Origin of the sequence: Aeromonas sp. 604443 (genome assembly GCF_049170315.1) — a bacterium.
Classification (GTDB): Bacteria; Pseudomonadota; Gammaproteobacteria; order Enterobacterales; family Aeromonadaceae; genus Aeromonas; species Aeromonas veronii_A.
The window spans coordinates 765,725-789,760 of sequence record NZ_JAAKMI010000001.1; the positions used below are offsets into that span (position 1 = coordinate 765,725).

A 24,036-nucleotide genomic window follows, 5' to 3' on the forward strand; every position below is an offset into this window, starting at 1 on the left:
GATAAAATTCAATAAAAACATAAAGATGAAAACACATGCAGCAAGATAAACCACTCGGAACAGCCAAGCCTGCTGATCCGCAAAGTCCATCGACAAATCATGCTGACTATGGGGAAAACAACCACTGAAATGGCATTTGGCTCACGCGCCACGTACCTGTTTCAAGACTTGGCACTCATGGTCGAAATCCGCTTTATCTTGCGGCTGAATGTAACTTTGCCAGCGGGCAAACAGCTCGGCCGTCGGATATCGATGCAGACGAATACCGGTGCGATAGAGTTTGGGAAAGAGTGGGTCTGGCTGGGATCTCACGACCAGACCGCGCAGTTTCTCGCCAGAGGGAATGGCAATCACCAGCTCATCCCCCTCCTTCAACCGTATGGCCCCCAGAATACCGATGCCGCCGATGGCTATGTCGCGCACCACCACATAGGGCACCGGGTTGAGCAACTCCAGAAACCAGTTACGACGGCTGCATTCTGCCTTGTAACCACCCCCACTGAGAATAAAACGGCGGTGTCTGCGCCAGTCATAACCGGTAGGCAATGCCGGGTCATAGCGCGATTTTGCCTGCCCCACAGGATCAGATTGCTCACTTGTGCTCATCCGGTTTCCCTCACTGGCATTGGTTAAACAGTGTCAGTCAGCTCTGTTTCAACTATAGCTGTCGCCGTTAGGGCCGGGGGCCGGGGGCCGGGGGCCGGATAAGGGGACGACAGATGTATCACGGAGGCAATGTTGGACAGAAATCGCATGGATGAGATGCTAACTACTGCGACTCGGTTCGATCAAGCAATAGACCAGTGAGTCGCACCGCCGCAGCGATTCAATCTGGCTTAGCCGGGCAGATGAAGTGCCAACCAGACCGCCAGCGGGATCACCAGCACAGAGAGGGCATTGCCGCCGAGCACGATACTGGCCACCTTGTCCGGCTGACAGTGATACTGCTCGCAGAGCATGTAATTCAAGACCGCAGGGGGCAAGGAAACCGACAACATCAACAGCGGGATCCACTCCGTCTTGAGCGGCAACAGCCAGATCGCCAGCAGCAGCGACAATCCCCCCGCCAGCAGATAGAGCAGGTTGCACTTGAGCGCGAGGCCCAGGTGATCGAGCTCCCCCTCCATCAGGCGAATACCCAACGCAAAGAGCATCAGGGGCACCGAGACCTGGCCAAGCAGCGAGGCCGTGGTAACCACATATTCCGGCAGCGTAATGTGCAGGTTGGCCACCAGCAAACCGGCCAGCGCGGCCCACAGAACAGGGCTGCGCAGCCACAGCCAGCGGGAGGTATTGGCCGAGAGGATAAACATGCCGACCGAAAAGTGCAGCAGATTGGAGAGCACAAAGAGGATCACGATGGCCCCCAGTTGCTGCTCGCCAAACGCCAGCACCATCAAGGGGATACCGAGATTGCCGGTATTTCGGAACATGGCGGGCAAGATCAGCGCTGCCCGCTCAATCCCTTTGAGTTTGATCAGTGCGAGCAGCAGACCGGGTAACAGGATAACCAGCGCCCCCGCTGCAATCAGCGGCAGATGCTCCGCCAGCGCCAGCGGGTACTTGACCAGCGCGGAGAAGACCAGCGCCGGGGTAAACAGCTCAATATTGGCCCGATTGACGTAACCGAGAGCGGCCCCCGGTCGCAATCGCCCGTAGAGTGCGCCGAGACCGACCACACCGAACACCGGGATGACGATATTGAGCAGGGCGCTGAACATGGGCGGCGTCCGTTACAATTCGCGGGCCGGTTTGCCCATCAGCACCACCGGATCTAGCGTCACTTCCAGTGCGCCGTTACTGACCCAGAGCTGACCATCGGAGATAGTGCAGGTGAGCTGCATGGTGCGCTCGACCATAGCGGTCAGCGGTAAAGTCTGGCTGTCGGAGAGTTCGATGATGCTGAGGTTGTCATGCTGGCTCAGCTTGCCCTGGTTCTGCTTCCACCAGACGCTGGTGCCACGACCGCCGTAGAGATAGAGCACCACCTGACGGGCGCGGTTGCAGGCTTTTTTCAGCCGTTTTTCATCGGGTTGGCCCAACTCGATCCAGAGCTCTATTTCGTCCGAGTAGTTCTTGCACCAGAGCTCGGGTTCATCATCGGCGCTCAATCCCTTGGTGAATTCCAGTCGCTCGGCGGCGTGCCAAGCAAAAGCCGCCAGCCGGATCATCATCCGCTCATCGGTTTCGGAGGGGTGGCGTGCCAGCGTGAGGGAGAAGTCCTGATACAGATTGCGATCCATATCAGACAAACTGATCTGGGCCTTGAATACAGTTGCCTTGAGAGCCATAGAAAACCTTGAACACCTGATAAGAGAAGGGTGAGTGGGAAATACGGGCGCCAGTGTAATCAAAATCGGCGGCAGGTTCGACCATACTGACCAAAGATTTCCCCTTCACTGCCGGGATAAGTGCTTTAAAAGACACAAAAAACAAATGCCAGTCCGAAGACTGGCATTTGGCGGCATGAGAAGCGACTCACTTCTCGGCGGACTGTACCCCGAACGCGTTCAGCAGCATGCAACAGGTCACTGCCACCGCCACGAATCCGCTCAGAAAGATAAAGGGCATGGCCCCGTATCCCAGTACTGTCCAGATGGTGTGTTCAAGAAGACTCATTGTTGTGTCCTTCATCCGGTGAAAGGTGTGTTCCTTCTGGCGGATATTGGCTCCGCTCTTCATGCCTCCATTTGACCTCAATCAGCGGTTGGGCCCTATGCCACCAAAGTGATAAATGCAGGGTTCATTTGCGCTGGATCAAGCTTTTTGGCCAAATATCCATGCAGTTCAAGCAATTACCATCACCAATCTAGGATAGACACAAACACGGCAGAATAAAAAAACGCGCCGGATGGCGCGTTTCTTGGAAAGCACAGACAAGGGATCAGTTGTCGCACAGATCGCTTGGCATGTCCTGACGCAGGCGGGTCCAGAGCTTGCCGGACTCGATACCGTACTGACGCACCGTCATGAACACGGCTTCGTGGTTCTTGGTCTCCGCCAGATTGAGCAGGGTCTTGTAGTAGGCATCTGCGGTCTCGCGGGCCTGCTTGTCGGAGAAGTAGTAGCTGCCGACCCGGCTGTACAACCCTTTGAAACCGTTCAGGATCAAAGCATAGATCGGATTGCCGGAAGCAAACGCCAGCTGGTGGTGCAGGCGATAATCGAACTCGGCATAAGCCTGGGCGTTGTTCTCGACCCCATCGGCGCCACGCAGGATCTCGGCGGCCTGTTCCGGATTGTGACGGATCGCCCCGCGGATAAAGATGGTGCAGATGTGGGTACGGGCGGAGAGCAGCTGAGCTATCAGATCAGGTACCTTGTCCTGATCCAGACGAGCCAACGTCTCCAGAATATTGAGGCCGGAGGTTTCCCAGAAATTGTTCACCTTGGTCGGCTTGCCATGCTGTATGGTCAACCAGCCATCACGGGCCAGTCGCTGCAGCACTTCGCGCAAGGTAGTCCGGGTCACCCCGATCAACTCGGATAATTCACGCTCGGCGGGCAGAATAGATCCGGGAGGAAAGCGATTGTTCCAGATGGACTCGATGATGTATTCCTCGGCAAACCCAGCTGGGCTCTGCGCTTTTATAACCATGAATTGACTCTGTTGTAATGCGTAAAAAGGCTGACGAATGATATCAAAGCGATGATGGCTGGCAAGCAGAAGGTCAGTCCTCTGCTCACATATGGCAAATATAGTGTTGGGAATATGTATCTAATCGCCGCAGGGGAGCCAGCCAACCCCGACAAGGTGGTTATAAAACAGACACATGGGCAGAGATCCATCGGCTATCATTTATAATCGTCACGCTTTTTGATTAAAATCACGAGGAATCAGACAGATAAAGGCCAACATCCGGAGGCACAGGTCGAATCATCCTTGACTGCATAGAAGCAGATCCTAACAACAAAGTTGAGACCCATTATCATGCCAATAAGCCTAGGGCAGGCATTCGCCAAGAACTTCTTGGGCAATGCACCACAGTGGTATAAAAGCGCCATCTTGCTATTTCTGGCGATCAATCCGGTCGCTTTCTACCTTGATCCTTTCATTGCGGGCTGGTTACTGGTCGTTGAGTTTATCTTCACCCTGGCCATGGCCCTCAAGTGCTACCCCCTGCAACCGGGTGGCCTGCTCGCGATCGAAGCCGTGTTGATCGGCATGACCTCCGCCGATCAGGTCAAGCACGAGCTGGTCGCCAATATCGAAGTGCTGCTGCTGCTGGTGTTCATGGTGGCAGGCATCTATTTCATGAAGCAGTTGCTGCTTTATGTCTTCACCAAGCTGCTGATCGGCGTTCGCTCCAAGATCCTGCTCTCCCTCTCCTTCTGTCTGGTCTCCGCCTTCCTGTCAGCTTTTCTCGATGCACTGACGGTCATTGCCGTGGTGATCAGCGTTGCCACCGGTTTCTATGCCATCTATCACAAGGTCTCTTCCGGCAAGGAGTTTGGTCACAGCCATGACCATACCGACGATAAGGAAGTGGCTGAGCGCAATCGCCAGGATCTCGATGATTTTCGCGCCTTCCTGCGCAGCCTGATGATGCATGCCGCCATCGGTACCGCGCTGGGTGGTGTCTGCACCCTGGTGGGCGAGCCGCAAAACCTCATCATCGGCGAGCAAGCCAGCTGGAACTTCGCCGAATTTGCCATTCGTATGTCACCCGTCACCGTCCCCGTCTTTATCTGCGGTCTGCTGACCTGCGTGCTGGTAGAGCAGTTCCGCTGGTTTGGCTATGGTGCCCGCCTGCCGGACACGGTGCGTGCCATCATGGAGGAGTACAATCGCTACGAAGAGGCAAAACGCAGCCCGCAAGACAAGGCCAAGCTGATCGTTCAGGCGTTGATTGCGGTCTGGCTGATCGTCGGCCTGGCCATGCACCTGGCAGCCGTTGGCCTGATTGGCCTCTCGGTTATCGTGCTGGCCACCTCCCTGACCGGGATCACCGAGGAGCACTCGCTGGGTAAAGCCTTCCAGGAGGCACTCCCCTTCACCGCCCTGCTGGCAGTCTTCTTCAGCGTGGTCGCCGTCATCATCGATCAGCAGCTGTTCAAGCCGGTGATCCAGCTGGTACTGGCTGCCAAACCGGAGAACCAGCTGGCCCTCTTCTATCTGGCCAACGGGGTGCTCTCCATGGTCAGTGACAACGTCTTTGTCGGCACTGTCTACATCAATGAGGTGAAGACGGCCATGCTTAATGGTGCCATCGACCGCGCCCAGTTCGATCTGCTGGCGGTAGCCATCAACACAGGTACCAACCTGCCGTCGGTCGCCACTCCCAATGGTCAGGCCGCTTTCCTGTTTATGCTCACTTCGGCATTGGCGCCGCTGCTGCGTCTCTCCTATGGCCGCATGGTCTGGATGGCGCTGCCCTACACCCTGGTGCTGGGGCTGATCGGCTTTTTCTCTGTCGAATTGCTGCTTGGTCCTGCCACCGAATGGTTCTATCAGCACGGATGGCTGGTGATGGAGAGTGCGCTGCCAGCGGTACAGCCGGCGCTGCATTAATCCATTGAGATGGTTTCCGAGGGCCCTTTCAGGGCCCTTTTCTTTTCTGCCCCGCTCTGCTCTAATTCAGCCACTGTTTTTTCTGAGAGATCAATGAGATGATCGAGTTTCTCCGCCGTATTGCCGCCCATCGGCTGGCTTGGGGCCTGTTGGCAGCATCAGCCCTGTTCCTCGAGTTGTGCGCCCTCTTCTTCCAGCATGTGCTGGGCCTCTCCCCGTGCGTGATGTGCGTTTACGAACGGTTGGCGACCCTGGGTGTGCTGGCCGCCGGTCTGCTCGGCATGGTGGCGCCGGATAAATGGTATGTTCGCTGGAGTGCCATGTTGCTTTGGGGCTACAGTGCCTTCCGCGGCTTCCAGCTGGCCCTCAAGCATGTGGACTATCAGGTTAACCCCTCCCCGTTCAACGTCTGCAGCCCGTTTGCCGACTTCCCGAGCTGGGCTCCGCTCGATCAGTGGCTCCCCTGGCTCTTTATGCCGGAAGGGGATTGTGCCCAGATCACCTGGCAGTTCTTCGGTTACTCCATGCCCCAGTGGCTGGTCGTCATCTTCGCCGCTTACCTGTTGGTCTTCACCGTAGTGGCCATCGGCAATCTGGTGAAAGGGCGTTGCTGCAACTGATCATCATGGCCGTGTGGAGATAAAAGGGGGGAGCCATTATGGCTCCCCCCTTTCTCGTTCTGGCTGACCGTATTTCTGGTTACGCCCTGGCAGTGCTCATCTTGGCCTTGACCGCGCCAATTACCATGGGCAACAGGGAAATACCGATGATGCCGAAGATCAGCAGGGTAAAGTTGTGACGCACCACCGGCAGATTGCCAAAGAAGTGGCCCGCATAGACGAACGACAGCACCCACAGCAGGCCTCCAACCAGGTTGAACGCCAAAAAGCGCGGATAGGTCATGGCCCCCATCCCTGCCACAAACGGCGCAAACGTACGCACAATAGGCAGGAAGCGGGTGATGATGATGGTCTTGCCACCATGCTTGGCATAGAAAGCGTGGGTCTTCTCCAGATAGTCGCGGCGGAAGATTTTGGAGTCCGGGTTGCGGAACAACTGCTCGCCGAAGAAGTGACCAATGGTGTAGTTGACCACGTTGCCCAGCACGGCAGCGATGATCAGCACGGCCGCCAGGGTATGGACGTCCAGCACGCTGCCCACGGTAAGCGCACCGGCGGCAAACAGCAGGGAGTCACCCGGCAGGAACGGCGTCACTACCAACCCGGTTTCACAGAAGATGATCAGAAACAGGATGGCGTAAACCCAGACGCCATAGTTCTCGAACAGCTCTTTCAAATGCACGTCAACGTGCAGAATAAAGTCGATTGCAAAGAGGATCAGATCCATTTTTTCCATACCCATAAAGTGAACGGCGTGGAGTCTACGCCAATGCCATTCGGGCGACAATCACCGGCCAGCCTCTTTTTCATCCTGCAGAGCCCACCTTCAAATGAAACCGTTTTTCCGCTTCCTTCGAGGGTGGGAGCGCACAGAGTGATGTCGAGCGTGGTGTTGAAAAGGTGAACTAGGAGGCCTGTTCCAGATCGCTGCGCACTGCGGGGGGAAGACAACGCTCCCAGCCCCATAGCAACACCAGCAGCAGGGTCACATCATCGAACCAACCCAGCAAGGGCACCACGTCGGGGATAAGATCCACCGGACTGATGCCATAGAGCAGGATAAGGATCACCAGTCCCCTCGCCCACCATGGGGTACCGGGATGGCGAAAGCCCTGATAGAGACGACGAAGTCGTTGCCAAATCAGCCAGCGTTTACGGCTCATGATTCGATCAACTCGCTGCGCAAATGCTGAATCTGATCCCGCAGTGCCGCCGCCTGTTCGAACTCCAGATCCCGGGCATGCTGGAACATCTGCTCCTCCATCCGCTTGATCTCTTTGGCAATCTCGCTGGCTGAGAGGACATGGTATTCCCCTTGCTGCTCGGCTGCCTTGCGCATCCCCTTGCCTGGTTTGCCTGCCGTGCGGCTGCCGCCCATGTCCATCACATCGCCAATGGATTTGTTGAGCCCTTTGGGGGTGATCCCATGCTTGAGGTTATGGGCATGCTGCACGGCGCGACGCCGCTCGGTCTCCTCAATGGCGACCTTCATCGAGTTGGTGATGGTATCGCCGTAGAGAATGACCTTGCCGTTGAGGTTACGCGCCGCCCGGCCTATGGTCTGGATCAGCGAGCGGGTCGAGCGCAGGAAGCCCTCTTTATCCGCATCCAGAATCGCCACCAGCGACACCTCCGGCATGTCGAGACCTTCCCGCAGCAGGTTGATGCCCACCAGCACATCGAACTTGCCAAGGCGCAGATCGCGGATGATCTCCACCCGCTCGACCGTATCAATATCGGAGTGGAGATAGCGCACCTTGACGTCGTGCTCCGCCAGATACTCGGTCAAGTCTTCCGCCATCCGCTTGGTCAGGGTCGTGACCAGTACCCGCTCCTCCACCGCCACCCGCTTGCGGATCTCGGAGAGCAGATCATCCACCTGAGTAGTCACAGGACGGACCTCGATCTCCGGATCGAGCAGGCCGGTTGGGCGCACCACCTGCTGCACCACATCGCCGCCGGACTTCTCCAGCTCGTAGGGGCCCGGGGTGGCCGAGACAAACACCGTCTGCGGCATCAGCGCTTCAAATTCGTCGAACTTGAGCGGCCGGTTGTCCAGCGCCGAGGGGAGCCGGAAGCCGTACTCCACCAGGGTCTCCTTGCGGGAGCGGTCCCCTTTGAACATGGCGCCGATCTGCGGCACCGTAACGTGGGACTCATCGATGATGAGCAGGCCATCCCCCGGCAGGTAGTCAAACAGGGTGGGCGGCGGCTCCCCCGGCGCACGGCCGGAGAGGTAGCGGCTGTAGTTCTCTATGCCGGAGCAGTAACCCAGCTCCTGCATCATCTCCATGTCGAACTGGGTGCGCTGGCTGATGCGCTGCTCCTCCACCAACTTGTTGAGAGACAACAGTTGCTCGCGGCGACTGCGCAGCTCCTCCTTGATATGCTCGATGGCGCCGAGAATGGTCTCGCGCGGGGTGGCGTAGTGGGTCTTGGGGTAGATGGTGTAGCGCACTACCGTCTGCTCGATAGCGCCGGTCAGGGGATCGAACTGGGAGAGGCGCTCCACCTCTTCATCAAACAGCTCTACCCGCAGCGCCAGCTTGTCAGATTCGGCAGGGTAAATATCGATGACTTCACCGCGCACCCGGAAGGTGCCGCGCTGGAACGCCATGTCGTTACGGGTGTACTGCAGCTCGGCGAGACGGCGCAGGATATCCCGCTGGTTGATCACATCCCCCACTTTGAGATGCAGCATCATGCTCAGATAAGCTTGGGGATCCCCCAGACCATAGATGGCCGACACCGAGGCGACGATCACCACGTCGCGCCGCTCCAGCAGCGCCTTGGTGGCCGACAATCGCATCTGCTCGATGTGATCGTTGATCGAGGCATCCTTCTCTATAAAGGTGTCGGTGGTCGGCACATAGGCTTCGGGCTGGTAGTAGTCGTAGTAGGAGACGAAATACTCCACCGCGTTGTCGGGGAAGAACTCCTTCATCTCGCCATAGAGCTGGGCGGCCAGGGTCTTGTTGGGAGCCAGGATCATGGTCGGGCGGTTCAGGGTGGCGATGACGTTGGCCATGGTGAAGGTCTTACCCGAACCGGTCACCCCTAGCAGGGTCTGATGAGCCAGCCCCGACTCGATGCCATCCAGCAGTTGGGCAATCGCCGTGGGCTGATCCCCGGCGGGTTGAAACTGGCTGGCTAACTTGAACAATTTGCTCATGAACACTCCCGACACAAAACAGCAGAGGAGCAGTGTAACCGAGGGGCTGGCAGCGGTACACCTGCGCCATCATCCCGCGAATGGCTTGACCACCTCGGACACCTTCTGTATGATGCTCCTCCTTGCCTGATGTTCCCCCGTAGTTCAGTCGGTAGAACGGCGGACTGTTAATCCGTATGTCACTGGTTCAAGTCCAGTCGGGGGAGCCAAATTCCTCACCATCTCGGTGCAAGTTATCCACTTTAGTGCCCTCTCCTGCCAATTTTAATGCACAAGATACTTCTTGCTGCTGACGCTCCCTTTTGTGACCCGTTCCGGCTCGACAGAGTTTTCTCCTGCCGCATCTAACTATTTGATTTTTATACAAACATTTTTCTTCCGGTATTTTTTGAACAGCCCTTGCATCCCAGTACTGGCGCGGCTTTCAGGGCGATGAACAAGTTTCATAAACAGGGTTATCCACAGATTCTGTGGGTAAGTGCAGCAAGCCCTGTCAGGACGCGGGATTGCCTGTTATCCCCTGCAACAGGAGACCATTTTACAGGCTAACCTGATTTTATTCTGTTTTGTCCCACCCTCTGTAACTGTTGATTAACAGGCTCTATTGGCACTTTCCGGAGATATCTTTTTGCCAGCCCTTTCCCCATATGGGAATGACGCTAGTATCTCGTCATTTGACTCTTTTACGACCAAGAGAGCCCCAGGTTGAATCTGCTGAAACCGATCTGTGGCGAAGCGCTAGACAGCAGAATCTAAAATCTCACCCATGAGAGTGCAAGCCCGGCTGCAACCAGCATGTTTCACTAATTGACAACGGGAAGGAGAGCAAAAATCACCTGCTTTTTTCCGATGCTCCCCTTATCCCGCCGCCTGCTCATTAAATAGCGTCCGATAACGTCCGATTAATCCCCCTTATGCTTCTTTATTAGTGATAGATACGGCACAATATCGGCCCCACTTTTTTCCTCGGTTTTTCCGGGCATGACTATAGATTTTGTGACACTGCTGCATCAAAGCGACTCCCTGCTGCTCTTCGTGGTATTGGCCTTCGGCCTGCTGCTTGGCAAAGTGCGGATTGGCAACTTCCAGATTGGCAACACCATAGGTGTGCTGTTTACCGCCCTGCTGTTTGGCCAGATGGGCTTCGAGTTTACTGCCACCACAGAAAACGTCGGCTTTATGCTGTTCATCTTCTGTGTGGGGATTGAGGCTGGCCCCCACTTCTTCAGCGTCTTCCTGCGCGATGGCATCCACTACATCACCCTGACTCTGGTGATCTTGCTGACAGCTCTGCTGCTGACAGTGGGGCTGGCCAAGTTCTTCAATCTGGGGCCGGGCATGGCGGCGGGGATCCTGGCGGGTTCCCTCACATCGACCCCGGCGCTGGTGGGTGCACAGGATGCCCTGCGCAGTGGTCTGCTCAACCTGCCCCATCAAACCGATATGCAGGCGGTACTCGACAACATGGGCATCGGCTACGCCCTGACCTATCTGGTGGGTCTGGTGGGTCTGATGCTGGTGGTGCGCTATCTCCCGTCACTGGCACGACTCGATCTCAATACCGAAGCGCAAAAGATCGCCCGTGAGCGGGGTCTCTCCGACAGCGACAGTCGCAAGACCTATCTACCCATCATCCGCGCCTATCGGGTTGGCCCCGAACTGGCAGCTTGGATCGGTGGCCGTACCCTGCGGGAGACCGGCATCTACCCCCATACCGGCTGCTATGTTGAGCGGATCCGCCGCAACGGCATTCTCGCCAGTCCCGATGGCGATGCCGTCATTCAGGAAGGGGACGAGATCGCCCTGGTGGGCTATCCCGAGAGCCACGAGAAACTGGACGTCAACTACCGCAACGGTAAAGAGGTATTTGATCGCAACCTGCTCGACCTGCAGATCGTCACCGAAGAGATAGTGGTGAAAAACGACGCCGTGGTCGGCCGCCATCTGGTGGAGCTCAACCTCACCGAGAAAGGGTGCTTCCTCAACCGGGTGGTACGCTCCCAAATCGAGATGCCGTTCGATCGCAACATCATGTTGCAAAAAGGCGATGTGCTGCAGATCAGCGGCGAGAAACAGCGGGTCAAACTGCTGGCCAACAAGATCGGCTTTATCAGTATCCACAGCCAGACCACAGATCTAGTGGCTTTCACCACCTTCTTCGTGCTCGGCTTGCTGATCGGCTCCGTCTCGCTTGTGTTCGGCCAGATTGAATTTGGCCTCGGCAACGCCGTCGGTCTGCTGTTGGCTGGTATTCTGATGGGGTATCTGCGGGCCAACCACCCCACCGTGGGTTACGTACCGCCCGGAGCCCTGCGACTGGCCAAGGATCTCGGTCTTGCGGTCTTTATGGTGAGCACCGGCCTCAAGGCGGGTGGCGGCATTCTGGATCACCTGAGCGAAGTGGGTGCCGTAGTGCTCTTCTCCGGCATGTTGGTCACTACCCTGCCGGTGCTTGTCGGTTATCTGTTCGGGGTCTGGGTATTGAAAATGAACCCGGCGCTGCTGCTCGGCGCCATCACTGGTGCCCGTACCTGCGCCCCCGCCATGGATGTGGTCAACGAGGCCGCCAACAGCTCCATTCCGGCGCTTGGCTACGCAGGTACCTATGCGGTGGCCAACGTGATGCTGACGCTGGCAGGCTCCTTTATTATCGGCTTCTGGTTCTAACCAGTAACCATCAAATTACCGCTAACAAAGAAGGGAGCCTCAGGCTCCCTTCTTGCTATCTGCCTTTCTCCCAAGATGCGAAGCAGGCTTATTGGTGTGATCTCACCTGACACCAACCATCAGCGCTGAACTCTGCCCCCTATCCTACAATGGTTGACGCTCTGCTCTGCTCTGCTCTGCTCTGCTCTGCTCTGCTCTGCTCTGCTCTGCTCTGCTCTGCTCTGCTCTGCTCTGCAATGAGTGATGGCAGATCACGGAAACAAAAAAAGCGCCCTGAGGCGCTTTTTTCATATCAACCGGATAATCATGCTTTGAACTTGCTGAACACCAGGGAGGCGTTGGTACCGCCAAAGCCGAAGCTGTTGGACATGACGGTGTTGAGCTCGGCCTCTTCGTACTCGCGCACGATGGGCAGACCTTCGGCCTTCTCGTCCAGAGTCTCGATGTTGATGCTGGGAGCGATAAAGCCGTGCTCCATCATCAGCAGTGAGTAGACAGCCTCGTGCACGCCGGCAGCGCCGAGCGCATGGCCGGTCATCGCCTTGGTGGCAGAGATCTTGGGACCGTTGGCACCAAACAGAGTCTGGATGGCTTCCAGCTCCTTGGTATCGCCAACCGGGGTGGAGGTACCGTGGGTGTTGATGTAATCAACCTTGCCAACCCCCTGCATTGCCATCTTCATGCAACGCACCGCGCCTTCGCCGCTCGGCGCGACCATGTCATAGCCATCGGAGGTAGCACCGTAACCGGTCAGCTCGGCATAGATGTGAGCACCACGGGCCAGCGCATGTTCCAGCTCTTCGATCACTAGGATGCCGCCGCCACCGGAGATAACGAAACCATCGCGATTCGCATCATAGGTACGGGAGGCTTTTTCCGGCATGTCGTTGTACTTGGTGGAGAGGGCCCCCATAGCGTCAAACTGGATGGTAGAGGACCAGTCCAGCTCTTCACCGCCACCGGCGAAGACCACATCCTGTTTGCCAAGCTGGATCAGCTCAAGCGCGTGACCGATGCAGTGAGCAGAGGTGGCGCAAGCTGAACTGATGGAGTAATTGACACCCTTGATCTGGAACGGGGTCGCCAGGCAAGCAGAGGTTGTGGAGGACATAGTGCGCGGCACCATGTAAGGGCCCACACGCTTGACCCCTTTCTCGCGGGCGATGTCCACAGATTCCGAAGTGTTCTTGCCGGAGGCACCACCTGAACCGACCACCAGGCCGGTACGCTCGTTGGAGACCTGATCTTCCGCCAGACCGGCATCTTCAATGGCCTGCTGCATGGAGAGATAGGCGTAGGCCGCAGCGTCGCCCATGAAACGCATGACTTTACGGTCGATCAGTTCAGACGGATCGAGTTTGATGTTACCCCAGACACGGCTGCGCAGATTGTGCTGCTCGAACTGCTCGGAATAGGTGATGCCGGATTTACCTGCTTTCAGGGAGGCCAGCACTTCTTCCTTGTTGTTGCCGATACTGGAGATGACGCCGATACCGGTGATCACTGCTCTTCTCATTAATTCATCTCGTCTGGAAAAACTGGCGCCAAGTCTACCCGCTTTCGGCTGCCAAACTGGTCTGCTTTCACGTAGAATGCCCGCGATTTTGTGACGCGAGCCGAGGAAAACGTGAGTCAAACATCCTTACATCATGCCCGATTGGACTGGAATGAAGCGGGAACTCCTGTCTCCAGTGACTTCGGGGATGTGTACTTTTCCAATGATAACGGTCTAGGTGAAACCCGCTACGTCTTTTTGCAGCAAAACCGGCTACCTGCGCGATTTTCGCACCACGATAGTGACAGTTTCGTGATAGGTGAAACAGGTTTCGGCACAGGTCTTAACTTTCTGGCGACAATGCAAGCCTTCCTGGAACAGGCGCCCCAATCCGGTAACGGCTCCCGTCTGCACTTCATCAGTTTCGAGAAATACCCCCTGACCCGGGACGATCTGCGCAAGGCGCTGGCCGCCTGGCCTGAACTTGGCCACTTGAGCCAGGATCTTGTCGCCCAGTGGCCACTGCCGGTTTCCGGTTGCCACCGCCTGCATTTTACGGGTGGCCGCATTCGCCTCGATCTCTGGTTTGGCGACATCAAGGATATGCTGCCGCAAGTGCCTCACCGGGCAGAGGGGCTGGTGGATGCCTGGTATCTGGATGGTTTCTCCCCGGCCAAGAACCCGGAGATGTGGACACAGGAGCTGTTTGATAGTCTCGCTCGCCTCGCCCGTCCCGATTGCTCCATCGCCACCTTTACCTGTGCCGGTTTTGTCCGTCGCGGCCTGATTGCCGCCGGTTTTGCCATGAAGAAGGTGAAGGGCCACGGTAGCAAGCGGGAGATGCTGGTGGGGGATCGCACCGACAAGCAGCCGCAGCAGACCATAGCCCCCTGGTATGCCCGTCCTGCCGGACGCGCTGGCGAGGTAGTGATCATCGGCGGCGGCATTGCCTCGGCCATGACGGCGCTCTCTCTGGTGGAGCGGGGCCGCAAGGTGACGTTGTTGTGTGCAGATGGCGAACCGGCCACCGGCGCCTCCGGCAACCGCCAGGGCGCGCTCTATCCGCTGCTCAACGGCGAGCACGATGCCCTGTCACGCTTCTATTCGCTCGCTTTTGGCTATGCCCGCCTACGGCTACTGGCGTTGGCCGCGCAACATCCCATCGCTTTTGCACTGTGCGGGGTAACCCAGCTCGGTTATGACGACAAATCGGCAGCCAAGCTGGCGAAAATGAGCCAGGGCCCCTTCCCCCCCGAGCTGATGTATCCCCTCTCTACAGCAGAGGTAGAGCAGGTGGTTGGCCTGCCCTGTGGCCACAGCGGCGTCAGTTACCCGCTGGGAGGCTGGCTCTGTCCGGCCGATCTCACCCACGCAGCTATCAAAGAAGCGCAAGCCAGCGGGCTGCTTGAGGTGGCGTTCAATACCGAGGTGGTCGCTATTACTGAACTGGCCGATGGCTGGCAAATAAAAAGCCAGGATGGCCGCCACTGGCAGGCCCCCAATCTGGTGGTCGCCGCCGGTCACCAGTTGCCATCACTGCTCCCCTTTGCCGAGCTGCCGCTCTATCCGGTACGCGGTCAGGTAAGCCATGTGCCGACCTCAACCAGCCTGAGCCGGCTTAATACCGTGCTCTGCTACGATGGCTACCTCACGCCAATGCACAACGATCAACACTGTATTGGTGCCAGCTATGGCCGTAACCAGAGCAGCCTTGAGTTTCGTGCCGAGGAGCAAATCCAGAATCAGGTGCGGTTGCAAGCCTGCCTGCCGGAGCAAACCTGGCCCGCCGAGGTGGATGTGAGCGGCAACGAGGCGCGCGTGGGGGTGCGTTGTGCCAGCCGGGATCACCTGCCGGTGGTGGGGCCAGTGGCCAGATTGCAAGGTCTGGCGGATCATTATGTGCAGCTGCAGCATGAACAGCACAACGCCCAGCCGCTCCCCCTTCACCCCGGCCTCTATGTGCTGGGGGCGCTCGGTTCGCGGGGTCTCTGCTCGGCGCCGCTCTGTGGCGAGCTGCTCGCCAGCGAGATCTGCGGTGAGCCCCTGCCACTGGCCGCCGATCTACTGGAAGCGCTCCACCCTGCCCGTTACTGGGTGCGCAAACTGCTCAAAGGCAAGGCGCTGGTCTAAACATGGCGCTGTCTGCAATGAAATGGCCGCCCGGTGGGGCGGCCATTTCAGATGTTGAATCGTGCCATATTGACCGGGTTTGGCAGGGCTTCGCACCTCCAGACAGAGTTCACTTGGGCCAATGCACCCCGAGCTGTTCGCCATAACCCGTCTGACGCTGGAAATCGTCTACCCGTGCCTTCACCTTGTTCAATTCGCCACTGCCCGCAGCCCAGGCGGCATAGCGCAACGCCTGGCAATCTGCATGGCCTGGTAGTGCCGCAATCGCCCCGCCCACCTGATTTCCGCCTTGCAGCACCATCTCTTTGAAACGGGATTCATAGTCAAACATGCTGGAGAGCAGCCGACCCCAGCGCTGGCGAGCAGGGTCACTCCCCTCCGAACTCTGACGCCAGCGGGGCAACAATACAGTGGCATGAGTCGTTACCGTTACCCGTTTGAGCTGGCAACGCCCCGGCAACTGGTCGGTTTCCAGCTGCCAGTCCACCTGATAACTCGCCTTGCCGAGCACAGGCTTGCCATTCACCTTGGGGGCACTCTGAGCAATGGCGCGTGCCAGTTGATCTGGCTGGGCAGCACTTACCTCATAAAAACGGACATTGATGCGGGACTCTGGCACCACTTGCGGCCGGCTCGGCTGAGCCTGACTCATCAGGGGCAACAGCAATAGCACGCTCCCCACTACTCCATAAACCTTGCTGACCATGCCAGACTACCTTCCTTGATTGCACGGGCGGAGTACCAACCTTGGTGAAACCCACCGCCACACAGATGACGGGTATAGCCTATGTGTGACCAAGAGGCGGCGCAATACAATGATGAGCCCAGAAATCAGAGCAAGCTCACAGGTTGCGTGAGCAAAGTATGGCACAAGGATGAAACTGTATTTTTATTGAGCAGTACGACTGATGCGCTGCCAGTCGAGGTGATAGTTTTTCACATTGATGTCATGACCATCTATCTGAATGAAATGATCATTTTTAAGACGGTTGGCAAAAAAGTCCTGATCTGCCCCCTCATTGAGCCACAGCTCGCAAAGTCCCCGTTTTCCCTCTTTGGCATAAAATCTCGGGGTGACCAGCAACGCGACCCCATCTACCCGGATGGCATGACGGGCCAGGCAGTTTGCTTCCGTGGTTTTGGATGCCAGCGCGGCAAAACGGGGTCTGTTCCCCTCGGCAACCACCAGTACGCCGTAAGAGTGAGGAGCCATGAGACGCCGCATGGCGACCGCCTGATGAGGACCGGTTTGATGAAAACCGTCATTGGTTACCGCAAACACGCAAGTAGGTGAAAATAGCATCGCGAGCAGGAAAAGAGAGCGTTTAATGCCTGAAAAATCACCAATCACCATATAAAAGCCTCAAAAGACAACCAAGGCTGGCAAGGGTAGGTAGCCAAACCCGCTGGGTAAAGTACCTTTACCTTTCTTTAATTCTGTTCATGGGGTTAAACGTTGATTTAGCTCACACAACATCCTGTTTCCAGTCGCCACTCTACCCCTATCGGAATAGACTCCTTCCACTCTCATCCAATCAGAAGGCAACATATGCTGGAACTCATTGTTGGCACCCTGGTCACCCTGGTGGTGGGCCGTGCCATTTTCAAAGGATACTCCGCAACCGGGGTGCTGCTGAGCGGCGGCTTGCTGCTGCTGATCATCACCGCCATGATGGGCAAGCCGGTATTGCCGAGCAAGGTGGTCAGCACCGGTTATCTCGCAACCGATATCTTCGAATACGTCCGCTTCCTGCTCAATGATCGTGGCGGTGGACTGGGGATGCTGATCATGGTGCTCTGTGGCTTCGCCGGCTACATGAGCCACATCGGCGCCAACACCATTCTGGTCAAGCTGGCCAGCAAACCGCTCGGCATCATCAAGTCCCCCTATATCTTGCTGGTGGCTGCCTATCTGGTGGCCTGTGCCATGTCGCTGGCGGTGAGCTCCGCTACCGGCCTCGGCGTGCTGCTGATGGCCACCCTGTTCCCGCTGATGGTCAACATGGGGATCTCCCGTGGCGCGGCGGCGGCCGTGTGCGCCTCGCCAGCCGCCATTATTCTGGCACCAACCTCAGGGGACGTGGTGATGGCCGCTCAGGCCGCCAACATGCCGCTGCTGGACTTTGCCTTCAAGCTGACCCTGCCCATCTCGCTGGTGGCGATCGCCTGTATGGCGGTGACCCACTTCTTCTGGCAGCGCTACCTTGACCAGAAATCCGGTGAGCACAACGAGCCGGTCGCCCCGGGTGATCTGGTGACTACCGCCCCCGCTTTCTACGCCATCCTGCCCTTTACCCCCATCATCGGGGTGCTGGTGTTTGACGGCAAATGGGGTCCGCAGCTGGATATCGTCACCATCATCGTCATGTGCATGGTGCTGGCCAGCCTGCTGGAGCTGGTGCGTATCCGCAATGGCAAGGAGCTGCTGGACGGTCTCCAGGTCTGCTGGCGCAACATGGCTGACGCCTTTGCCGGTGTGGTCATGCTGCTGGTCGGTGCCGGTGTCTTCGCCCAGGGTCTGATGACCGTCGGCTTTATCGACACCCTGCTGGCTCACGCGCAGGATCTCGGTTCGGGTGGTCTGATCATGATGCTGTCACTGGTGGTGATCACCACCCTGGCCGCCTTCACCACCGGCTCGGGCAATGCTCCCTTCTACGCCTTCGTGGAGTTGATCCCCAACCTGGCCAGCAGCCTTGGCATCAACCCGGCCTATCTGGTGATCCCAATGCTGCAAGCCTCCAACCTAGGTCGCACCATTTCTCCGGTCTCCGGGGTGGTGGTCGCCTGTGCGGGGATGGGCAAGCTCTCGCCGTTCGAGGTGGTCAAGCGCACCAGTATGCCGGTCGCCGTCGGCCTGCTGGTGGTGATCGTCGCCACCCAGATCATGGTACCCGCCTGATCGCTGACCAGCCCGGCACCCTGCCGGGCTGGTATCCTCCCCCTCCTTTGCAGTAGACTCGGTGCTCATTTTCCCCCTAAGGAGGACCGAGATGAGTATTACGGTTCAACTTGCCCATTTCAGTGATTGCCACTCCCACTTCGATGGCGCGCCCATGAGCTTCTCCCCTGTCGGTGAAGGCCAGTGGCGCACCCAGTGCGGCGGTTATGCCCGGATCCTGACCCGACTGACCCAACTGCGTGCCAAAGCCGCAGCAGCCGGCCAGCGTTTTCTATTTCTGCACGGTGGCGACTCCTTTCAGGGTTCGCTCTATTTCAACCGCTTCAAAGGGCGCGCCAACGCCGACCTGCTCGCCATGCTGGCCCCCGATGCCATGGTACTTGGCAACCACGAGTTCGATCTGGGCAACGGCCCGCTGGTGGAGTTCTTGCGCCAGCTCGATTTTCCGGTGCTGGCCGCCAATCTGGACAACAGTCAGGAGCCAGCCGACACGCCGCTGGGGCTGTGGGATATTCCCCACCTCTACGACGCCCATCAGCCCTGGCATCGCCGGGTGATCGACGGGGTTCCCTTTGCACTGCTCGGCATCACCCTCGCCCAGATGGCTGCCATCGCCAACCCGGATCCCCACACCCGTTTCCACGCGGTCGCCGACACCCTCACCAGGGTGTTGCAGGAGATCAAGCGCGAAGGGATCCAGCATATCGTGCTGCTGAGCCACCTCGGGCTGGATCAGGACAAGCTGCTGGCCGAACGCTTCCCCGAGCTCAGTCTCATCATCGGCGGCCACACCCACAGCCTGCTCGGCGATCTCGCGCAGCTGGGTCTGCCAAGCGAAGGCAGTTATCCGCTGATGAACAACGGGGTGGCTATTTTGCATGCTGGCCACAGCGCCCTCTGCCTCGGTGTCTGCGAGCTCACCTTCGATGAGGCGGGCCGCGTCGTGCAGAGTCAGGGTCAGCTGGAGTGGCTCCCCTGGCAGCCCTGGCCGTACGCCTCCACGCCACCTGTCGGGCTCACCTTCTGTGAGCCGGACCCACAGCTTGAACAACATCTGGCCAAACGCTACCGGCCGGAGATTGAAACCATGAGCCAGCGCATCGTCACCCGACTGGCGGCGCCACTTCCCCATCAGCGGCTGCCGGATGCCACCCAGCCCCACGGCAGCCAGCTCGCCCCGCTGGTGGCCCGCGCCATGCTGACCGCCGCCCGTGAACAGGTAGGCGAGGTGGACTTTGCCCTGCACAATGCTGGCGGCGTGCGCTGCTCGCTGGAGCCGGGCCCCCTGAGCGAAGCGGATATCGCCGGTCGCCTGCTGCCGTTTGCCATTCCCCTCACCCTCTATCGGGTGCACGGTCACGAGTTGGCGGAGGCACTAGAGAATGCCATCGACAACGCCACCAACAACGGCGTGGTCGGCAATGGCAACGGCAGCTTCCCCTACACCGCGGGGGTGCGATTCACCTATCAGGCCGATCGGCCCAAGGGCCAGCGCATCACCCGACTGGAGTGGGAAGCCGCCCCCGGCCAGTGGCAAGCGGTCAATGCCGAACAGGTCTATCGCGGAGTGTCGAGCGCCTATACCGCCTCCGGCAAGGAGGGCTACACCGCACTGGCGCGTACCCTGACCCAGCACAATCAGGAGCTCGGCATCACCTTGGCCGACGCCTTTATCCGCTGGGCCCGTCACCTGCCGACACTGGAAGCGCAGCCGCCCCTGCTTGAGTACCTCAGCTGATGCAGAGGGGGATGGCTTGCCACATCCCCTGACGGCCAAAATTGCCGCAGCCAGCGCCCGGTTCCCTGCAAGAACCGGGCTTTTTCGAGAATATTTGCCCCACACGGGCCCGCCCCATTGCATCGCACTCACTAGCTCGGCAAGATAGGCCCGCTTTCAAGACCAGCTGCAGGAACAGGCGACTTCATGAATCACTCCATCCGTTTCACTCCCCCTCGCGTCAACCCGGGTATCAAGCCAGCCATTGTGCTGCTGACCGCCTTGCTGGCGCTGCTCTTCTGTCTGCGCAACCCGCTCTTCCACGCCATGGCGCCGGGCTTTGATGCCTCGCTGTTCGCGGTGATGGGCAAGATGTGGAGCGAAGGTGGGGTGCTCTATCGCGACATGATCGACATCAAGGGGCCGATGATCTTCGCCCTCGACGCGCTGGGCTATGGAATGGGGGGTTTTGTCGGGATCTGGGCGCTGGAGTGGGTGCTCTGCTGGCTCGGATTGCTGGCCAGCTGGCAGGCCTTTGCCCAACTCGGACTCTCGTTCAAGGCGCGCCTTGGCGCCATGCTGGCGGTGCTGGCTCTCTACGGCACCCGTTACTACTACGGCAACATGACCGAGGACTGGACCTTCCACCTCGCCCTCATCGCCCAGTGGGCCTTCATTACCCTGCTCCTGGACAAGGGATTTCGCTGGTGGCCGGCGCTGGTTGCGGCCCTCACCTTCGCAATCGTCGCCTGGATGCGCACCAACAACGGCGCCTTCTGGGGCGCCTGGTATCTGGTACTGTTCTGCCACTGGTGTCTGCATGAGAAGTGGCGTGACGCCATCTTGCTGCTCATCTCCAGCCTGCTGGGACTGGCGCTGATTGGCGGCCCGCTTTACGCCTACTTCCAGCAGCATGATCTACTGGCGGCCTTCAAATACTACGCCTTCGACATCTTTTTCGAAGGGAGCTACGGCAATGGCTTCTCTCCCATGGTGGGCGCCGTCGGCCTGCTACGCACCGGCCTTATCATGCTGCTGCCCGCCTTCATCATTCTGATGCTGAGCCGCCGTCAGGAGTGGTATCTGCCCGCCTTGCTGGCGACCCTGTTTGGGGTGCTGTTCACCCTGATCGCCAACTCGGTCTCCGGCCATGTGTTCGATCACTACGACGTGCTCTATCTGCAACTGGCGGTGCTACCGCTGGCAGTATTGCTGGATCGCAGCGAACAGCAGGCAGATACCATCGGCCTGCTCTGCATCTCGCTGGTGGTGCTCACCGCCAGCTGGCTGCTGGCCCAGCAACTCGCCTTTGGCTGGAGCACCAAGGAGTGGTCCCTCGAGCGGGTCAACGAGGTGCTCGGCACCAGCCTGCTGTGGGCGCTGCCGGTGCTGATCCTCATCCCCCTCTGGCGCGCCTGGGATGTGCGCAGTGCCACCCCCTGGCTGGCAACGCTAGCCATGCTGCTGCTGATGATCAACAACGTCTGGGAAGGTACCCTCAAGGGTCGCCCCTTCAATCCGGCCGCGCAGGTACGGGTTGATCGCATCAAGGCCGAAACCAGCCCGAGCGACAAGATCTGGGTCGATGGCATCCAGCCGCAATATTATCTCTGGACCGATCGCCAGCCGGCGTCCGCCTACCTCTTCTTTGCCAACGTCAATCCGCCCTATGACGTGCGCGAGCGGGTGCTGGCCGATATCCAGCGCCAGAATCCGAAGTTCATCATCGCCAAGCCGGATCGGGTGAGCGAAGAGCTGAAAAAACCCAGCTCCCCTTCCCATCTTGCCTTCTATCAATACCTGACCAGCCACTATGAAGAGGTGGATCCGGGTCTCTATCGCCGACGCTGATCGTCAATACGCCCCGCAGGGCGGCCATTGTTGCAATGGCCGCCCTTTTTCTTGCGCCAAAGCCCCTTGCAGCAGCGGCCCGCAGTAGGCAAGCCCGCCCGAGATAACTACAATGACGCTCTTTTTGATGTAACGAGTGACACCATGGCGGAACTGACTTATCTGGGCGGCTATCCCGACCCCCTCAAGGCACAGGTACAACAGCTGATTGCGGCGGGCAAGCTTGGGGAGATGCTGGCCAAACGCTATCCGGAGAGCCACCAGATCCAGAGCGACAAGGCGCTGCTCGCCTACACCATGGAGCTGAAGAACCGCTACCTCAAGAGCTCGGCGCCCCTGTCAAAGGTGGTGTTCGATGGCAAGATCAACGTGATCAAGGATGCCCTCGGTCTGCACACCTACGTCAGCCGAGTGCAGGGCAGCAAGCTCAAGGCCAAGAACGAGATCCGCATCGCCGCCCTGTTCAAGGAGGCACCGCCCCCATTCCTGAAAATGATCGTGGTGCACGAGCTGGCCCATATCAAAGTGAAGGATCACAACAAGAGCTTCTACCAGCTCTGCCAGCACATGGAGCCCGACTATCATCAACTGGAGTTTGATCTCAGGCTCTGGCTCACCTGGCGCGATATCGACAAGGCCAACCGCTAGGTAGACAACCGTTTCAGGGAGGAAACATGTCATTTGCCGCCACCCCCTTTGGTGCCACCCGCCTTATTGCCACTTTGGTAATGGCCAGCTTGGGCCGCGCTGACTATCCCCGCAGCGCGTCACGTGGGCTGCTGGCCCTGCTGCTTCTGCTCGCGGGCCACAGCGCCCGGGCCGATGAGCGCTGGCAGAGCGACAGCTATCTCACCGAGAGCTTTATTGCCATCGCCATGGAGCGGGAATATGGCGAAGCCAGGCAGACCCGTTTTGCCCGCTGGCAGCAGCCGATCCGGCTGCAACTTATCAACGAATCGGGTGACAAGCCGCTGCAGGCCGACGTGGTGAAGGTACAGGCAGCCCATCTGGCCCGCATCACCGGCCACTCCATCAGCATGGTGACCGCAAAGCCCAACCTCACCCTGATCATGACCGACTACAGCAAGATGAAGAGCTGGGCCAACCGCACCATGGGGGGGGATCCATCAGTCAAGATGGCACTCAAGGAAGGGCTCTGCCTTGCCAACTTCGCAACCAATGCGAAACACGAGATCAGCCGTGCCACCATCATCATTCCGGTAGACTACAGCAGAGCCAAGGGGCGTTTTCTCGACTGCGTGGTGGAGGAGTTCACCCAGGTGATGGGGCTGCCCAACGATTCGGACAAGGTGTTTCCCTCCATCTTCAATGACAACAGCATCGACAGCTTTTTGACCGGGCTGGACTATGTGCTGCTCAAGATGGCCTATCACCCGGCCCTCAAAGCCGGAATGAGCAGTGACGAGATCCGCGCCGCACTGCCCATTGCGCTGGCCGACCTGCGCGCCAAAGGGGAGATCCGCGAAGCCAATCGCCGGGTGCAGCAGCAGAGCCTGAAAAGCTGGGCGGGGTTGTAACGGGCCTGGCTCAACCCAGAGCCAGAAAAACCATCGCGAGCCTCTCACCACCCACAAAAAACGCAGCCACCTGGCTGCGTTTTTTGTTGTCCGGGGATCAGCGGATCATTCGCGGGCATGCCCGTTTATCAGCAACCCATTTATCCAACGCCCGAGTTATCCACTGACCGTGCGGGATCAGGAGGCGACGTTCTCTTCCTGCATCCAGCTCTCGGCGTTCTCCCACACCTCCTGCACCATGGCTTCGGCCAGCTCTTTGTCTTCCTTGCTGGCACGGCTGACGGTCAGGGCCATGGCGCTGCCCGGCGCGACCCGCACATGGATGTCGGGGAATTTTTCGCCAAGCTGCTTGAGCAGCTCCTGACGCAGCGCCTCCATGGTCGAGGTCGGGATCTGATGTTTTCTGTCGATGATGATTTCAAGACGCATAGG

Annotated in this window: 21 protein-coding genes and 1 tRNA gene; 10 read left to right on the forward strand and 12 right to left on the reverse strand. The window is 58.5% G+C overall.

What is annotated here, in order from left to right:
* Positions 1 to 141: 141 nt before the first annotated feature.
* From G5380_RS03360 to fadR, 5 genes are all read right to left on the reverse strand, one after another.
* Complete coding sequence (locus G5380_RS03360; protein WP_076491525.1) at positions 142 to 606, reverse strand: hypothetical protein; 465 nt, start codon at positions 604 to 606, stop codon at positions 142 to 144.
* 230 nt (positions 607 to 836) lie between these two features.
* The gene (locus tag G5380_RS03365; protein ID WP_421352369.1) at positions 837 to 1,721 is read right to left on the reverse strand and encodes an AEC family transporter; all 885 of its coding nucleotides are present in this window, start codon (positions 1,719 to 1,721) and stop codon (positions 837 to 839) included.
* Positions 1,722 to 1,733: 12 nt separating this feature from the next.
* On the reverse strand, positions 1,734 to 2,291 hold the full coding sequence (locus tag G5380_RS03370; RefSeq protein WP_005336887.1) for a YaeQ family protein: 558 nt from the start codon (positions 2,289 to 2,291) through the stop codon (positions 1,734 to 1,736).
* Between the two features lie 187 nt (positions 2,292 to 2,478).
* Complete coding sequence (locus tag G5380_RS03375; protein ID WP_005345965.1) at positions 2,479 to 2,619, reverse strand: TIGR02808 family protein; 141 nt, start codon at positions 2,617 to 2,619, stop codon at positions 2,479 to 2,481.
* A 265-nt stretch (positions 2,620 to 2,884) separates the two neighbouring features.
* On the reverse strand, positions 2,885 to 3,598 hold the full coding sequence (gene fadR / locus G5380_RS03380) for a fatty acid metabolism transcriptional regulator FadR (RefSeq protein WP_026034983.1): 714 nt from the start codon (positions 3,596 to 3,598) through the stop codon (positions 2,885 to 2,887).
* Positions 3,599 to 3,931: 333 nt separating this feature from the next.
* Here fadR and nhaB point away from each other — a divergent pair, with 333 nt between their 5' ends.
* Both nhaB and dsbB read left to right on the forward strand, forming a co-directional pair.
* Entirely contained in the window at positions 3,932 to 5,512 is a 1,581-nt protein-coding gene (gene nhaB / locus G5380_RS03385) for a Na(+)/H(+) antiporter NhaB (RefSeq protein WP_421207301.1), read from the forward strand.
* Positions 5,513 to 5,610: 98 nt separating this feature from the next.
* Positions 5,611 to 6,132: a disulfide bond formation protein DsbB gene (gene dsbB, locus G5380_RS03390; protein ID WP_005336895.1), complete on the forward strand. Its 522-nt coding sequence runs from the start codon at positions 5,611 to 5,613 to the stop codon at positions 6,130 to 6,132.
* 79 nt (positions 6,133 to 6,211) lie between these two features.
* Here dsbB and G5380_RS03395 read toward each other — a convergent pair whose 3' ends face one another.
* The 3 genes from G5380_RS03395 to uvrB form a co-directional block, all read right to left on the reverse strand.
* Positions 6,212 to 6,859 carry a DedA family protein gene (locus G5380_RS03395; RefSeq protein ID WP_040069761.1) on the reverse strand — a complete coding sequence of 216 codons (648 nt, stop codon included), beginning with the start codon at positions 6,857 to 6,859 and terminating at the stop codon, positions 6,212 to 6,214.
* 178 nt (positions 6,860 to 7,037) lie between these two features.
* Positions 7,038 to 7,295 (reverse strand): YkvA family protein, encoded by a 258-nt coding sequence (locus G5380_RS03400; protein WP_005360976.1) that lies wholly within the window; start codon positions 7,293 to 7,295, stop codon positions 7,038 to 7,040.
* Positions 7,292 to 9,304, reverse strand: coding sequence for an excinuclease ABC subunit UvrB (uvrB, locus tag G5380_RS03405; protein WP_421210173.1), 2,013 nt, complete (start codon positions 9,302 to 9,304; stop codon positions 7,292 to 7,294). Before uvrB ends, G5380_RS03400 begins: the two co-directional genes overlap by 4 nt.
* A gap of 133 nt (positions 9,305 to 9,437) precedes the next feature.
* Here uvrB and G5380_RS03410 point away from each other — a divergent pair.
* Positions 9,438 to 9,513: transfer RNA gene (locus G5380_RS03410), tRNA-Asn, on the forward strand.
* Positions 9,514 to 10,285: 772 nt separating this feature from the next.
* A complete protein-coding gene (locus G5380_RS03415; protein ID WP_005345980.1) occupies positions 10,286 to 11,971 on the forward strand; it encodes an aspartate:alanine antiporter in 1,686 nt (561 codons plus the stop codon).
* A gap of 304 nt (positions 11,972 to 12,275) precedes the next feature.
* On the opposite strand, the gene fabB is transcribed toward G5380_RS03415, so the two are convergent.
* A complete protein-coding gene (gene fabB, locus G5380_RS03420; protein WP_216978860.1) occupies positions 12,276 to 13,487 on the reverse strand; it encodes a beta-ketoacyl-ACP synthase I in 1,212 nt (403 codons plus the stop codon).
* Between the two features lie 90 nt (positions 13,488 to 13,577).
* Between fabB and mnmC the strand changes: the two genes are divergently transcribed.
* The gene (gene mnmC / locus G5380_RS03425) at positions 13,578 to 15,596 is read left to right on the forward strand and encodes a bifunctional tRNA (5-methylaminomethyl-2-thiouridine)(34)-methyltransferase MnmD/FAD-dependent 5-carboxymethylaminomethyl-2-thiouridine(34) oxidoreductase MnmC (RefSeq protein ID WP_421352370.1); all 2,019 of its coding nucleotides are present in this window, start codon (positions 13,578 to 13,580) and stop codon (positions 15,594 to 15,596) included.
* Positions 15,597 to 15,705: 109 nt separating this feature from the next.
* On the opposite strand, the gene G5380_RS03430 is transcribed toward mnmC, so the two are convergent.
* Together G5380_RS03430 and G5380_RS03435 are read right to left on the reverse strand one after the other, a co-directional pair.
* Entirely contained in the window at positions 15,706 to 16,302 is a 597-nt protein-coding gene (locus G5380_RS03430) for a DUF922 domain-containing protein (protein ID WP_216953506.1), read from the reverse strand.
* Between the two features lie 183 nt (positions 16,303 to 16,485).
* On the reverse strand, positions 16,486 to 16,950 hold the full coding sequence (locus G5380_RS03435; RefSeq protein WP_421210168.1) for a hypothetical protein: 465 nt from the start codon (positions 16,948 to 16,950) through the stop codon (positions 16,486 to 16,488).
* 195 nt (positions 16,951 to 17,145) lie between these two features.
* Between G5380_RS03435 and dcuC the strand changes: the two genes are divergently transcribed.
* The 5 genes from dcuC (at position 17,146) to G5380_RS03460 (ending at position 23,604) form a co-directional block, all read left to right on the forward strand.
* Entirely contained in the window at positions 17,146 to 18,498 is a 1,353-nt protein-coding gene (gene dcuC, locus G5380_RS03440) for an anaerobic C4-dicarboxylate transporter DcuC (RefSeq protein WP_421210166.1), read from the forward strand.
* A 91-nt stretch (positions 18,499 to 18,589) separates the two neighbouring features.
* Positions 18,590 to 20,236: a bifunctional metallophosphatase/5'-nucleotidase gene (locus G5380_RS03445; protein WP_421210165.1), complete on the forward strand. Its 1,647-nt coding sequence runs from the start codon at positions 18,590 to 18,592 to the stop codon at positions 20,234 to 20,236.
* 186 nt (positions 20,237 to 20,422) lie between these two features.
* Positions 20,423 to 22,066 (forward strand): hypothetical protein, encoded by a 1,644-nt coding sequence (locus tag G5380_RS03450; RefSeq protein ID WP_421352371.1) that lies wholly within the window; start codon positions 20,423 to 20,425, stop codon positions 22,064 to 22,066.
* 144 nt (positions 22,067 to 22,210) lie between these two features.
* Complete coding sequence (locus tag G5380_RS03455) at positions 22,211 to 22,714, forward strand: M48 family metallopeptidase (protein WP_227342756.1); 504 nt, start codon at positions 22,211 to 22,213, stop codon at positions 22,712 to 22,714.
* Between the two features lie 26 nt (positions 22,715 to 22,740).
* The gene (locus tag G5380_RS03460) at positions 22,741 to 23,604 is read left to right on the forward strand and encodes a DUF2927 domain-containing protein (protein ID WP_421352372.1); all 864 of its coding nucleotides are present in this window, start codon (positions 22,741 to 22,743) and stop codon (positions 23,602 to 23,604) included.
* A 177-nt stretch (positions 23,605 to 23,781) separates the two neighbouring features.
* Here the strand turns inward: G5380_RS03460 and G5380_RS03465 are convergent, their stop codons facing one another.
* Positions 23,782 to 24,033 carry a DinI family protein gene (locus G5380_RS03465; protein ID WP_227342753.1) on the reverse strand — a complete coding sequence of 84 codons (252 nt, stop codon included), beginning with the start codon at positions 24,031 to 24,033 and terminating at the stop codon, positions 23,782 to 23,784.
* Positions 24,034 to 24,036: the final 3 nt, after the last annotated feature.

What these genes read in the sequence shown, in the direction of transcription:
- G5380_RS03360 (WP_076491525.1), bottom strand. Translation starts at nt 606, where the DNA reads ATGAGCACAAGTGAGCAATCTGATCCTGTGGGGCAGGCAAAATCGCGC.
- G5380_RS03365 (WP_421352369.1), bottom strand. Translation starts at nt 1,721, where the DNA reads ATGTTCAGCGCCCTGCTCAATATCGTCATCCCGGTGTTCGGTGTGGTC.
- G5380_RS03370 (WP_005336887.1), bottom strand. Translation starts at nt 2,291, where the DNA reads ATGGCTCTCAAGGCAACTGTATTCAAGGCCCAGATCAGTTTGTCTGAT.
- G5380_RS03375 (WP_005345965.1), bottom strand. Translation starts at nt 2,619, where the DNA reads ATGAGTCTTCTTGAACACACCATCTGGACAGTACTGGGATACGGGGCC.
- fadR (WP_026034983.1), bottom strand. Translation starts at nt 3,598, where the DNA reads ATGGTTATAAAAGCGCAGAGCCCAGCTGGGTTTGCCGAGGAATACATC.
- nhaB (WP_421207301.1), top strand. Translation starts at nt 3,932, where the DNA reads ATGCCAATAAGCCTAGGGCAGGCATTCGCCAAGAACTTCTTGGGCAAT.
- dsbB (WP_005336895.1), top strand. Translation starts at nt 5,611, where the DNA reads ATGATCGAGTTTCTCCGCCGTATTGCCGCCCATCGGCTGGCTTGGGGC.
- G5380_RS03395 (WP_040069761.1), bottom strand. Translation starts at nt 6,859, where the DNA reads ATGGATCTGATCCTCTTTGCAATCGACTTTATTCTGCACGTTGACGTG.
- G5380_RS03400 (WP_005360976.1), bottom strand. Translation starts at nt 7,295, where the DNA reads ATGAGCCGTAAACGCTGGCTGATTTGGCAACGACTTCGTCGTCTCTAT.
- uvrB (WP_421210173.1), bottom strand. Translation starts at nt 9,304, where the DNA reads ATGAGCAAATTGTTCAAGTTAGCCAGCCAGTTTCAACCCGCCGGGGAT.
- G5380_RS03415 (WP_005345980.1), top strand. Translation starts at nt 10,286, where the DNA reads ATGACTATAGATTTTGTGACACTGCTGCATCAAAGCGACTCCCTGCTG.
- fabB (WP_216978860.1), bottom strand. Translation starts at nt 13,487, where the DNA reads ATGAGAAGAGCAGTGATCACCGGTATCGGCGTCATCTCCAGTATCGGC.
- G5380_RS03430 (WP_216953506.1), bottom strand. Translation starts at nt 16,302, where the DNA reads ATGGTCAGCAAGGTTTATGGAGTAGTGGGGAGCGTGCTATTGCTGTTG.
- G5380_RS03435 (WP_421210168.1), bottom strand. Translation starts at nt 16,950, where the DNA reads ATGGTGATTGGTGATTTTTCAGGCATTAAACGCTCTCTTTTCCTGCTC.
- dcuC (WP_421210166.1), top strand. Translation starts at nt 17,146, where the DNA reads ATGCTGGAACTCATTGTTGGCACCCTGGTCACCCTGGTGGTGGGCCGT.
- G5380_RS03445 (WP_421210165.1), top strand. Translation starts at nt 18,590, where the DNA reads ATGAGTATTACGGTTCAACTTGCCCATTTCAGTGATTGCCACTCCCAC.
- G5380_RS03450 (WP_421352371.1), top strand. Translation starts at nt 20,423, where the DNA reads ATGAATCACTCCATCCGTTTCACTCCCCCTCGCGTCAACCCGGGTATC.
- G5380_RS03455 (WP_227342756.1), top strand. Translation starts at nt 22,211, where the DNA reads ATGGCGGAACTGACTTATCTGGGCGGCTATCCCGACCCCCTCAAGGCA.
- G5380_RS03460 (WP_421352372.1), top strand. Translation starts at nt 22,741, where the DNA reads ATGTCATTTGCCGCCACCCCCTTTGGTGCCACCCGCCTTATTGCCACT.
- G5380_RS03465 (WP_227342753.1), bottom strand. Translation starts at nt 24,033, where the DNA reads ATGCGTCTTGAAATCATCATCGACAGAAAACATCAGATCCCGACCTCG.